Below are 11,984 nucleotides of genomic sequence, written 5' to 3'. Positions count from 1 at the left end.
CCGCGGCTAGAGCGTCGTGCAACGCAACGGCGGCGGGGCATGCAGCACCTCACGGACGATCTCCAGGGCCCGCGTCAGGACCTCACGACTCTCGGCGGCACTCAGGCACAGCCGCAATGCCTGTGGTGGAGGTTCATTGCCGACACAGAAAGGCTCGGCACTGGTGACATGTACCCCGCGCCGAGCCAATGACTCGACCACAGCCTGGCTACGCTGCCCTTCGGGTAGCACCAGCCACAGATCGAACGATGAAGGCCGCGAAGAGAGCGTCCACTCCCCCAGCAGAGTACGTGCCAATCGCTGGCGCGCCCGCATCTCCTCCACCTGCCAGTCCACCAGCTGTGTCGCATTGCCACTGGTCAGCCAGGCGCAGACCGTTTCCATCAACAGCGGTGCCACCATCCAGCTGTGACTGCGCAGCACCGCGCCAATCCGGGACAGCACTTCCACCGGGGCGCGCAATACGCCCAGACGCAGACCGCCAGCCAGCAGTTTGGAGGTACTGAAGACATACAGGGTGCGCTCAGGAGCCATCTGATAGAGCCGCGTGCCGCACTCCTCGTTGGGCAGATATTGCACCCCATCTTCCAGAATCCAGAAATCATGCTGGCGCGCGAGGGCAACCAGCGCCTCGCGCCGTGCGTGGGACAACTGCGACGCGCCCGGATTGTTCTGCTCGGCCATCACGTAGACCATCCTGGGCACCTGCTGGCGACACAGCCGCGCCAGAGCCTCGACATCCATGCCCTCCTCATCCAGCGGTACTCGCAGCAGCTTCAGGCCCCGCTCAGCACTCGCGGCGATCAGTCCGGGGTAGGTCAGCGCTCCCGTGACCACCGCCTCTCCGGGGGCCAGCAAGGCCGACAGCGCGAGAGTAATGCCATTCTGCCCTCCCTGCGTCAGCATCAGCTCCTCGGGCTCGACCGGCATGCCGAGCTCGCTCATCCAGCTCGCCAGCAATTGGCGATGACTGCCCACCCCGAATTCATTCTGGTATTCGACACTCCGCACCAATGCCTCGGGGGAGTGGCTGATCGCGGTCAGCGCCGCCGCCATCCCCTGCTGCCGCGCCGGATGCGGCGGTGGCAGGCTCATGGTGAGATCCATCACACCAGAGGATGCCGAAAGGGAGTCATCCGACTCCGCCGCGATCCCGAATGATGGCCTGGCATGCAAGGCATGTCCGAAGTGCCTGTCGGGCACAGGCCCCGCGCTGACCGGCGCATTGACGTAGGTTCCGCTCCCCACACGCGCCCTGACCAACCCATGTCGCTCGGCCTCGGCATAGCCGCGTGTCACGGTACCGATCGTCACACCCAGCGCATCCGCAAGTCGGCGTTGCGGCGGCAGTCGCTCATCCTCCTTGAGCAGGCCTGAGGCGATATCGAGGCGGATGGCCTCCGCCAGCGCACGGTAACGCGGCAGGGTGGGATCAAGTGCCGGAATCCACATTGTCATGGTGACAAAAAACCTGTTGACGGTAATTGTCATCAGATTATGCTCAAAACATGGCACCAACAAGCCATAAAATGCTGGAACGTGCCGACATCCATCACAATTGCACCCATACAATAATGCGGCATCACGCCAACGCCCCACACGCTGAAGGACACCCATGGAATCCCTCGCCTTTCTTGCCCCAGCCACGCTCTACATGCTGTCGATGACCCTGACACCGGGGCCCAACAACGTCATGCTGACGGCTTCCGGAGCCAATCATGGCTATTGGCGCACCCTGCCGCATATCTTCGGCATCATGATCGGCTGCCTGGTGCTGTTCATCGGCATCGCGCTGGGACTGGGACTGGTCTTCGAGCGCTACCCCATCGTGCAGACACTGCTCAAGGTGTTGGGGAGTGGCTATCTGCTCTATCTGGCCTGGAAGATTGCCATGGCCCCACCACCCGACCTGTCGAGCCGACAGGATGCACGGCCGATGAGCTTTCTGGCAGCCGCGCTGTTCCAGTTCGCCAACCCCAAGGCCTGGGTCATGGGTATCGCGCTGATGGCGGGCTTTCTCCCGGAAGACGGGCCGGTGTGGCTCAACGCGATCCTGCTGGCGAGCTTCGCGGAACTGGTGGCGCTGCCCTGCATCTCCCTGTGGGCAGGCTTCGGCACCGCCATCGGGCGTCTGCTGAATACCGAGCGCGCCTGGAGGATCTTCAACCGCGTGATGGGGGCACTGACGGCCTCCTGCGTCATCTTCATCCTGGGCTGATCGTCGCTGGCCTGCGAGGGACGGCAGTACATCACGGATATCGAACACTGTTCGCATCACCACTGTTTTCCCTCGCGATGTTCGCTAGACTGTCAGGACGCTTTTTACACGCCTGCACAGGATGCTCCTCCATGCTGACGCTCTATGGTGATCGCCGCTCCGGTAACTGCTACAAGGTCGAGCTGCTGCTGCACCTTCTCGAACGCCATCACCATTACATCGAAGTCGACATTCTGGCCGGCGATACTCGCACGCCGGAATTCCTGACCCGCAACGTCAATGGCAAGATCCCGCTGCTGGAGCTGCATCGCGGTGAGACACTGTCAGAGTCCAACGCCATCCTGAACTACCTCGCCGATGGCAGCGATTATCTGCCGAGTGACCCCTTCCTGCGTGCCAAGGTGCTGCAGTGGCAGTTCTTCGAGCAATACAGCCATGAGCCCTACATCGCCACTGCCCGCTTCATCAATCGCTACCTCGGCCTGCCCGAGGAACGCCGTGACGAGTACGCCGCCAAGCAGGAGGGCGGCAAGCGTGCCCTGCGGGTGATGGAGCATCATCTCGCCGAACATGACTGGCTGGTAGGGGATCAGTTCACGATCGCCGACATTTCCCTTTATGCTTATACGCATGTCGCTGATGAAGGCGGTTTCGCGCTGGATGATTATCCTGCCATACAGGCGTGGCTGGCACGTGTCGCGGCGCGCCCGGGCCATTTCGATATCCCGCGCGACTGATATCTTCTCCAGCTGGCAGCCCCAGCGACCACCGGCTCACCTTCCATGACAGGCTCGTCGATGCTACCCGTCACCTATCGCCCCATGACACCCGCCGACCACTCGGCCTTCATGCACATGATGGAGGCCACCCCGGGGGTGGTGATCCGCAAGGCAGATGAGTATGCCGCCGTCGAGCGCTATCTGATCCGCAACCCCGGCATGAGCCACTTGGCCTTCTCCGGCGTGCGGCTGGTGGGATGTGCCATGTCCGGGCATGATGGCAAGCGCGGCTACCTGCAACATGTGATGACGGCCCCGGACATGCGAGGCCAGGGGATCGCGAGAACATTGGTCGAGCGCTGCCTGGACGCCCTGGCACAGGAAGGCATCGACAAGGTGCACCTGGATACCCTGCATGACAATCATGAGGCCCACCGCTTCTGGGAGCGTCTGGGCTGGGCGAATCGCAATGCCGAGATCGTGCGCTTCTCGCGCCTGCTGGTGGACGACCCCAACGCCTGACCTCTCTCGCTGATTTCCCGCAACCCTCGCTGAGCAAGGAGCTCTGACGTGCAATTTCTCGAAAATGACGACCTCGGCAAGTTGATCCTGCGCCTGACTCTGGGACTGCTGTTGCTGTTCCACGGCCTCTCGAAACTGCTCGGTGATGGCGGCACGCTGAGCTGGATCGCCGGCGAGCTGGAGAAGATGGGGATTCCAGGCGTGGTGGCCTATGGGGTCTACATCGGCGAGATCATTGCGCCCATCATGCTCATCCTCGGCGTGCACGCCCGCATCGCCGGCCTGATCGTCGTCGCCAACATGCTGTTCGCCATTGCGGTGGCTCACATGGGGCAGCTGCTGAGCCTGTCATCGTCCGGTGGCTGGGCATTGGAACTGCAAGGCTTCTTCCTCGCCAGCGCACTGGCCGTCGTCTTTCTCGGCAGTGGCCGCTTCGCGGTGCAGGAGGACTGATGGCCGACGTCGTCACTGCCAGCACCTATTGCGAGAATGCTCCCCAGCACCCGATTCATGGTCCCTATCATGATCACGAATACGGCTTCCCGGTCAGCGATGACCGGGTACTGTTCGAGCGTTTCGTGCTGGAGATCAACCAGGCCGGCCTTTCCTGGCTGACGGTACTCAAGAAGCGCGAGGCCTTTCGCGAGGCCTACGAGAATTACGATATCGCGCGTATCGCCGCCTATGGAGATGAAGAGCGCGCGCGTCTGTTGAGCGATGCCGGCATCATCCGCAACCGCCTCAAGGTCAATGCCGTGATCCACAACGCGGGCGTGGTACTGCAGATGAAGGACTCGCACGGCAGCTTTCTCCAATGGCTGGATGCCCATCATCCGCAACCCTTGTCCGCCTGGGTCAAGCTGTTCAAGAAGACCTTCCGCTTCACTGGTCCCGAGATCGTCAACGAGCTGCTGATGAGCTGCGGCTATCTGCCGGGCTGTCATCGTGACGACTGTCCGGTACAGGCTCGCGTGCTGGACGCCGGCCCGCGCTGGGCCGAGCCGGGTGCCCTGGAGGCGATCCATGCGGATGCCTGACACCAGCTCGTCCTCTTCACTCCCCCTTCCCTCTCGCAGGTAGCCCGCCGATGGACTCCCTTACCCAGATCTGCCTCGGAGCCGCCGTGGGCGGTGCCGTCATGGCGCCCGCCATCCGACACTTGCCCGTCGAAAGACGCGGCGCTGCCATCCGTTATGCATTGCTCGGTGGAGCGGCACTCGGCACCCTGCCCGATCTCGACGTGATGATCGATTACGGCGACGCCGTCGCCAATTACACCCATCATCGCGGCTTCAGCCATTCCCTGCCGGTACTGGGGCTGCTGGGCATTCTGCTCGGCTGGTTGCTCGCCCATCTTCCACGCCTGGCACCATTGGGGCGTGGCCGCCTGATCGCCTACTGCCTGCTGTGCCTGATCACGCACCCGCTGCTGGATGCCTTCACCACCTATGGCACCCAGCTGCTGTGGCCATGGCCAAGCCGACCGGTGAGCCTGGCCAGCATCTTCATCATCGACCCGCTCTACACCCTGCCGCTGCTGATCACCGGCCTGTGGGTCGCCATACGCGGCCACGCAGGACGATTGCTGGCCACTGGCCTGATGCTCTCGAGCCTCTATCTTGGCTGGGGGCTGGCCGCCAAGAGCTGGGTGGAACATCGCATGGCGCCGGTATTGGCCAGTCAGGGGTTCACGGACGCCCCACGCATGGTGCAGCCCACGCCCTTCAACAGCCTGCTATGGCGGGTCAGCGTGGTCACGCCGCTGGCGGATCACGAGTGGATGGTCGGTGTCTTCGATTCCGACGAGCAATTGATGGCACTGGCGCGACGGGATTTCCCGCGCCAGCCAGCGCTGGATGCCGAGGTCGGGAAGCTTGAGGATGGACAGCGTCTGCGCTGGTTCGCCGCGCCCTACCTGCGGGCGAGCCGCGAGCGGACATCAGAGGGCGAGACGCTGCTGGCGGTGACCGATACCCGCCTGGGCTCGCCCGGCTACCACCCCTTCCGTTTCGCGCTGGCCCGCCAGACCAGCACACGTGAATGGCATTCTCTGGACGACAGCCAGCGACTGCCCAGTCAGCGTGTCGATCGCGCTGCCTTGCTGAGCCTCTGGCAAGCCATCCATGACCCGGCATCCCGCATGCAGCCAGGCCAGCGCACCGTCTCAGCCACGCCCTCCAGCCCCTCGACCGAGACAAGATAAAGCGCCGCTGATGAAGGCCCGAGAGACGACAACGCCCGCCATGGAAGCCATGGCGGGCGTTGTCGTCTCAGTACTGCGGACAGGATCAGCCGAGGTACTTGATCATCACCCCAGCGGCCACCGCCGAGCCGATCACACCGGCCACGTTCGGCCCCATCGCATGCATCAGCAGGAAGTTGTGCGGGTTGTACTCAAGCCCGACCTTGTTGGAGACACGTGCCGCCATCGGTACCGCCGAGACACCGGCCGACCCGATCAGCGGATTGATCGGCGTCTTCGAGACCTTGTTCATCAGCTTGGCCATCAAGACACCGCAGGCCGTGCCGATGCCGAAGGCGACCACGCCGAGGGCCAGAATGCCCAGCGTCTCCACCGCCAGAAACTTGTCGGCCTGCAGCTTGGAGCCCACCGACAGTCCCAGGAAGATGGTAGTGATGTTGATCAGCGCGTTCTGGGCGGTATCCGACAGACGCTCCACCACACCGCACTCGCGCATCAGGTTACCGAAGCAGAACATGCCCAGCAGCGGTGCGGCGTCCGGCAGCAGCATCGCCACCATGATCAACAGCACCAGCGGGAACAGGATCTTCTCGGTCTTGGAGACCGGACGCAGCTGCGTCATCACCAGGCTGCGTTCCTTGGCGGTGGTCAGCGCGCGCATGATCGGCGGCTGGATCATCGGCACCAGTGCCATGTAGGAGTAGGACGCCACGGCGATCGCCCCCAGCAGCTCCGGTGCCAGCAGACTGGCGACGTAGATGGAGGTCGGGCCGTCCGCACCACCGATGATGCCGATGGCCGCCGATTGCTGCAGGCTGAAGTCCATCAGCCCCATCGAGGTCAACGCCACCGCGCCCAGCAGCGTCGCGAAGATGCCGAACTGCGCCGCCGCCCCGAGGAACAGGGTCTTGGGGTTGGCCAGCAACGGGCCGAAATCCGTCATCGCCCCCACGCCCATGAAGATCACCAACGGCGCGATGCCGGAAGCGATCGCCACGCTGTAGAAGCTGTACAGCATGCCGTTGGAGAAGCCACCATCCAGCGCCATGTTGCTGGCCTGCTGCTTGAGCACTGCGGGAATCTCGCCATGCAGTGCCTGCTCCACCGCGTGACGCGCCTCATCCAGCGGCAGGCTGGCGATGTTGACGTTGAGCAGATTGGCCATCGAAGCCAGCAGCTCCGGCTTGCCGAGATGCGCCGCCTGCTCGGCAGCAGACAGCGCCAGTCCGGCTTCCGGAATGTTGGCCAGAATGCCGCCGAAGCCGATCGGCACCAGCAGCAGGGGTTCGAAGTTCTTGCGGATCGCCAGATAAAGCAGGCCAAGGCCGATGACGATCATCGCCAGCTGGCCGAAGCTCATGTTGTAGAGCCCCGAGCCGTGCCAGAGGTTGAGTATCTTGTCCATGTCGTGTCGCCTTGCAGAGGAGCATCACCGACCGGCCCGTCGTACATGCCGACGGGCCGGACACACCGGCTCAGAGGGTGATCAGAACGTCGCCGACACTGACACTGTCGCCTTCCTTGACCTTCACCGCGGAGACGGTACCGGCCTGGTGGGCACGGATCTCGGTCTCCATCTTCATGGCCTCGAGAATGATCACGACATCTCCTTCCGCCACGCTGTCACCGACGGCGACATTGACCTTGAAGATGTTGCCCGCCAACGGCGCATTCACCGGCTCACCGGAGGCGGCCTGGGCGGCAGGTGCCGCGGCTGCCGGAGCCGATGCCGCAGGCTCGCTGGCCTGCACCTGGGTGATGTCTCCGCCTTCGGCAACCTCGACGACATACTGCTTGCCGTTGACGTTCAGGGTGTAGGTCTGCGGGCCGCTCGACGCGCCTTGAGCACTGACGGCCGGAGCACTAGAGACCGGCGCTGCGGCGGCCTTGGATGCCTTGTCATCGACAGCCTGCGGGGCGGGCTCGAAGGCATCCGGGTTGCCACGGTTGCGCAGGAACTTGAGGCCGATCTGCGGGAAGAGCGCGTAGGTCAGCACGTCATCGGTCTCGCGTTCGCCGCTCTCCAGCGCGATACCTTCCTCCTTGGCCTTGCCTTTGAGCTCCTCACGCAGACGCTCCATCTCCGGCGTCAGATTGTCTGCCGGGCGGCAGGTGATCGGCTCGGCGCCTTCCAGCACGCGGGACTGAAGTTCGCTGTCGAAGGGTGCCGGCGCCGCGCCATATTCCCCCTTGAGCAACGCCTGCACTTCCTTGGAGATCGACTTGTAGCGCTCGCCCATCATCACGTTCATCACCGACTGGGTGCCGACGATCTGTGAGGTTGGGGTCACCAGCGGGATGTAGCCCAGGTCCTTGCGTACGCGCGGAATCTCGGCGAGCACGTCATCCAGCTTGTCACCGGCGCCCTGCTCCTTGAGCTGGCCTTCCATGTTGGTGAGCATGCCACCCGGCACCTGGGCGACCAGAATGCGCGAGTCGATGCCGCGCAGACTGCCCTCGAATGCCGCGTATTTCTTGCGCACTTCGCGGAAGTAGGCCGCGATATCCTCGAGCTTCTCGAGGTCCAGTCCGGTATCGCGCTCGGTGCCTGCCAGCATCGCGACGACCGATTCGGTCGGGCTGTGGCCGTAGGTCATCGACATCGAGGAAATGGAGGTGTCGACGTTGTCGATGCCCGCCTCGATGGCCTTGAGAGCCGTGGCGGTGGAAAGCCCGGTGGTGGCATGGCACTGCATGTGGATCGGGATCGACAGGCTCGCCTTGAGGCGCGAGACCAGCTCGAAGGCGGTATACGGCGTCAGCAGGCCCGCCATGTCCTTGATCGCCAGCGACTGGGCCCCCATGGACTCGATCTTCTGCGCCAGCTCCACCCACATTTCCAGCGTGTGCACGGGGCTCACGGTGTAGGAGATGGTGCCCTGGGCATGCTTGCCCTGATCCAGCACCGCCTTGAGCGGACGCTCGAGGTTGCGCGGGTCATTCATCGCGTCGAAGACACGGAAGACATCGACACCGCTGGTCGCGGCACGCTTGACGAAGGCATCCACCACGTCATCGGCATAATGACGATAGCCGAGCAGGTTCTGGGCGCGCAGCAGCATCTGCTGCTGAGTCTTGGGCATCGCTTCCTTCAAGGCACGAATGCGCGCCCAGGGGTCTTCGCCCAGGTAGCGGATGCAGGCGTCGAAGGTCGCGCCGCCCCAGCTCTCCAGCGACCAGAAGCCGATGTCGTCCAGCTTGGCGGCGATCGGCAGCATGTCATCGAGGCGCATGCGCGTGGCCAGCAATGACTGATGCGCGTCGCGCAGTACCACATCCGTGATGCCCAGCGGTTGCTTGTCCATGAGTGATCCCTTGTTCTTTATAATGTGGATATCGGGTTCTGCCGTGGCGGCAGGCTTGCCTTTCACTGCGCCTGCCACACAGAATATTGCACTCGAGAGGTGGTCTCCCCACCGGACGGCTCATGATAGAATCGCCGCTTTCTCGCTGCGGTGTCGCTCCGGCGCTCCGAGAGTACCAGCAGCACCGACGACTTCCGCGACATCTCAGTGCTTGTGATGATCCTGGCGAAAGCGGTGAATCGCCGCCGCCATGACAGCCGTCAGTTCGCTGTCATCCTCTGCTGCAGGTGCCGCCGAGACAGGCGCGCGCGTCGTGCGCGGTGCAGCCGGTAGCGGCGCGGGCGCAAAACGGTCCACCAGCTTGGCCATCGCCATCATGGCGACTACCAGCAGACTTAGAAACACGAACACGAACCCCATCCCGAACACCATCAGGTTCAAGCCTTCACCGAGCAGATCATTCTCTTGCATGCCAGTGTCCTCGAGTCATTCTCGTCATCGCGCCAATCAGGGTGCGGCATGAGCGATGATTGCCCATGCCTTCGATGATGCTCGACACGTCCAAGCGTTCACGCCGTTGCGTCGCTGGCCACTGTCGACACCCCATGCAGCGGCATTCAGTGCTTGTTGATCGCTTTAAAGTGCCTGATTCCACGGCAATTGCAATGACACCATCGTTGACCCCACAAGCCCTCGCGCGGGCTGGCCGCATCGGCATCGCGCCGATGGAAGGCGTGATTGATGACATCACGCGCGAATGTCTCACCGGCCTTGGCGGCTATGACTGGTGTGTGACGGAATTCGTGCGCGTGACGCATGTCAAGCTACCGCCTCGCGTCTTCAAGCGTATCTGCCCGGAGCTGCTGGAAGCCTCCCCGACACGGACGGCACGCACACGACACGACACACCGGTCGCATTGCAGCTGTTGGGTGCCGACCCCGAGGCGCTGGGCATCAACGCTCGCGTCGCGGCACGCCTGGGGGCACCCAGCGTCGACATCAACTTCGGCTGCCCGGCCAAGACCGTCAACCGTCACGACGGAGGCGCAGCCCTGCTGCGCTCGCCGGACCGCGTCTTTCGTGCGGTGGAGGGCGTGCGCGATGCCCTCAAGGGCACCGGGGTACCCGTCACGGCCAAGATTCGCCTCGGCTTCAACGACCGTCGCCTGGCACTGGCATGCGCTCAGGCAGCCCAGGCCGGGGGCGCCACGCAGCTGGTCGTGCATGGGCGGACCAAACAGGAAGGCTATCGTCCGCCAGCGCACTGGGAATGGATCGGCAAGATCACGTCCGAGCTCTCCATTCCGGTCGTTGCCAATGGGGACATCTGGGACATGCCCTGCTACTGGCGGGCTCGCTCACTGTCCGGCTGTCGCGATGTGATGCTGGGGCGTGCCGCCCTGGCCGACCCCTTCCTCGCGGCGCGCATCAAGCACTGGCAGATGACCGGGGAGTTGCTGCCCGAGACGGACTGGACGCAGCGTGCACAGGTGCTGCTCTCCCACGCCGAACGCTGCGCCCATCTGCCTGACAAGGTGATGGTGCCGCTGCTCAAGCAGTGGATGAACATGATGCGCCAGAGCGGCAACGAGGAAGCGGAACGTCGCTTCCAGGCCATCAAGCGCCACAAGGGGCGCGCCGAATTCTTCACCGGTCTGGTTGCAGGTACCTCGCTGGCATTGGCGCCGAGTCTGTTGACATCGGTGACCCGCATGCCGGAATCCACCGACTTGCCCGCCCTCGCCTGATCCGCCCGAAACAAAAAAAGGCGCCCCTCGCGAAAAGGGCGCCCTAGCGATCGTCCGCCCGAAGGCGTGACATCACAGTCAAGGAAAACGGGGAACTGTCAGACATGACATGAAGGCAAGGATCGAGGCCATGCCGGCTGAGATCGCAGATGCCTGACTTTTCTTCAGACGAAGAAAAACCCGCTTCAGTGAAGCGGGTTTTTCAATTGGCGCGCCCTGGAGGATTCGAACCTCCGACCGCCTGATTCGTAGTCAGGTACTCTATCCAGCTGAGCTAAGGGCGCATAAACCTTGAAATCTGTGGCCTGAGCATTTCAAATGTCTTCAGGACTTGACTTGCGAGTGTTGTGTCTTTCCAACACTGTCTTGCATTGCAGTGGCGCGCCCTGGAGGATTCGAACCTCCGACCGCCTGATTCGTAGTCAGGTACTCTATCCAGCTGAGCTAAGGGCGCATCTTACTGCATTAGTACCTAATGGCGGAGAGAGAGGGATTCGAACCCTCGATAGGGCTATAAACCCTATACTCCCTTAGCAGGGGAGCGCCTTCAGCCACTCGGCCACCTCTCCTCATCAGGTACGGCGCATATCTTACTCATTTGATTGGGCTTTGTCTAGCCCCTGTGTCGATTTTTTGGCTTCGATGCAGAACATCTCATCACCATTCGACAACAGGCTCGAGGCTGCGCGCCCCCAAGCAATCTCCCCGCATGAACCAGAACATGACGATGGCTAGCCTGTCGTCGCGTCTCGTTCGAGGGAGCGGGAATAATACCCAAGAAGAAGTCGTCTGTCTCCCCCTTTCCAGGAAAAAAGTGAATTTTTTCCTTATGGAACACTGACTTGACGCTCAGCCGCCCATTCAGCTCTGTCTGATGCCTCCGACGCATGCATCTGAGCCTGAACGGATCGAGTCACTCAGGCCGCCAGGACCGCACAGACCATATCCCAGAAACACGAACGCCAACCAGGTGGACAGCGTGGTTGGCGTTCGTGTGGTGCTCTCGAGAGTATCCGGAGCCATCTGGTGGGCATGACATGCCATCAGGCGATGGCATCACCATTGTCTTCCTTCTCGCGCTGGATACGCTGATAGATCTCTTCACGATGGACGGCGACGTCCTTGGGTGCGTTGACACCGATTCGCACCTGATTTCCCTTCACACCGAGCACGGTGACGGTGATGTCATCACCAATCATCAGCGTTTCACCTACTCTACGGGTCAGGATGAGCATGACTGATCTCCTTGTCAGTAATTCATACAGCCGG

The 11,984-nt window shown here is 62.6% G+C and carries 12 protein-coding genes and 3 tRNA genes; 7 read left to right on the top strand and 8 right to left on the bottom strand.

Features of this window, described 5'->3' with window-relative positions:
- Positions 1-6: 6 nt before the first annotated feature.
- On the bottom strand, positions 7-1,458 hold the full coding sequence (locus HXS65_RS14640) for a PLP-dependent aminotransferase family protein (protein WP_176494262.1): 1,452 nt from the start codon (positions 1,456-1,458) through the stop codon (positions 7-9).
- 157 nt (positions 1,459-1,615) lie between these two features.
- Here HXS65_RS14640 and HXS65_RS14635 point away from each other — a divergent pair, with 157 nt between their 5' ends.
- The 6 genes from HXS65_RS14635 to HXS65_RS14610 all read left to right on the top strand — a co-directional run bounded on the left by HXS65_RS14635 (position 1,616) and on the right by HXS65_RS14610 (position 5,662).
- Positions 1,616-2,218 (top strand): LysE family translocator, encoded by a 603-nt coding sequence (locus tag HXS65_RS14635; RefSeq protein ID WP_141391943.1) that lies wholly within the window; start codon positions 1,616-1,618, stop codon positions 2,216-2,218.
- Positions 2,219-2,349: 131 nt separating this feature from the next.
- The gene (locus HXS65_RS14630; protein ID WP_077378004.1) at positions 2,350-2,955 is read left to right on the top strand and encodes a glutathione S-transferase family protein; all 606 of its coding nucleotides are present in this window, start codon (positions 2,350-2,352) and stop codon (positions 2,953-2,955) included.
- Between the two features lie 60 nt (positions 2,956-3,015).
- Positions 3,016-3,459, top strand: coding sequence for a GNAT family N-acetyltransferase (locus tag HXS65_RS14625; protein ID WP_205632723.1), 444 nt, complete (start codon positions 3,016-3,018; stop codon positions 3,457-3,459).
- Between the two features lie 48 nt (positions 3,460-3,507).
- Positions 3,508-3,912: a DoxX family protein gene (locus HXS65_RS14620; RefSeq protein WP_077378001.1), complete on the top strand. Its 405-nt coding sequence runs from the start codon at positions 3,508-3,510 to the stop codon at positions 3,910-3,912.
- On the top strand, positions 3,912-4,496 hold the full coding sequence (locus HXS65_RS14615; protein WP_084207848.1) for a DNA-3-methyladenine glycosylase I: 585 nt from the start codon (positions 3,912-3,914) through the stop codon (positions 4,494-4,496). The genes HXS65_RS14620 and HXS65_RS14615 overlap by 1 nt, the downstream gene beginning before the upstream one ends.
- Before the next feature lie 50 nt (positions 4,497-4,546).
- A complete protein-coding gene (locus HXS65_RS14610) occupies positions 4,547-5,662 on the top strand; it encodes a metal-dependent hydrolase (RefSeq protein ID WP_176494261.1) in 1,116 nt (371 codons plus the stop codon).
- Positions 5,663-5,747: 85 nt separating this feature from the next.
- Here the strand turns inward: HXS65_RS14610 and HXS65_RS14605 are convergent, their stop codons facing one another.
- The 3 genes from HXS65_RS14605 to HXS65_RS14595 all read right to left on the bottom strand — a co-directional run bounded on the left by HXS65_RS14605 (position 5,748) and on the right by HXS65_RS14595 (position 9,438).
- On the bottom strand, positions 5,748-7,067 hold the full coding sequence (locus tag HXS65_RS14605; RefSeq protein WP_077377992.1) for a sodium ion-translocating decarboxylase subunit beta: 1,320 nt from the start codon (positions 7,065-7,067) through the stop codon (positions 5,748-5,750).
- Between the two features lie 70 nt (positions 7,068-7,137).
- On the bottom strand, positions 7,138-8,967 hold the full coding sequence (gene oadA / locus HXS65_RS14600; protein ID WP_176494260.1) for a sodium-extruding oxaloacetate decarboxylase subunit alpha: 1,830 nt from the start codon (positions 8,965-8,967) through the stop codon (positions 7,138-7,140).
- Between the two features lie 204 nt (positions 8,968-9,171).
- Positions 9,172-9,438 (bottom strand): OadG family protein, encoded by a 267-nt coding sequence (locus tag HXS65_RS14595; protein WP_084207845.1) that lies wholly within the window; start codon positions 9,436-9,438, stop codon positions 9,172-9,174.
- 254 nt (positions 9,439-9,692) lie between these two features.
- On the opposite strand from HXS65_RS14595, the gene HXS65_RS14590 reads away from it, so the two are divergent.
- A complete protein-coding gene (locus HXS65_RS14590) occupies positions 9,693-10,715 on the top strand; it encodes a tRNA-dihydrouridine synthase (RefSeq protein ID WP_176494286.1) in 1,023 nt (340 codons plus the stop codon).
- A 207-nt stretch (positions 10,716-10,922) separates the two neighbouring features.
- Here the strand turns inward: HXS65_RS14590 and HXS65_RS14585 are convergent.
- From HXS65_RS14585 to csrA, 4 genes are all read right to left on the bottom strand, one after another.
- Positions 10,923-10,999: transfer RNA gene (locus HXS65_RS14585), tRNA-Arg, on the bottom strand.
- A gap of 93 nt (positions 11,000-11,092) precedes the next feature.
- Positions 11,093-11,169 (bottom strand) — tRNA-Arg (locus tag HXS65_RS14580).
- Positions 11,170-11,191: 22 nt separating this feature from the next.
- A tRNA-Ser gene (locus HXS65_RS14575) sits at positions 11,192-11,284 on the bottom strand.
- Between the two features lie 474 nt (positions 11,285-11,758).
- Entirely contained in the window at positions 11,759-11,950 is a 192-nt protein-coding gene (gene csrA, locus HXS65_RS14570; RefSeq protein ID WP_043332937.1) for a carbon storage regulator CsrA, read from the bottom strand.
- Between the last annotated feature and the right edge of the window lie 34 nt (positions 11,951-11,984).

The sequence above is a fragment of the Cobetia sp. 5-25-4-2 genome, assembly GCF_013374075.1.
GTDB lineage: Bacteria > Pseudomonadota > Gammaproteobacteria > Pseudomonadales > Halomonadaceae > Cobetia > Cobetia marina.
Note: the sequence above shows the minus strand (reverse complement) of the source record. Positions and strands in the feature narration are given on the sequence as shown.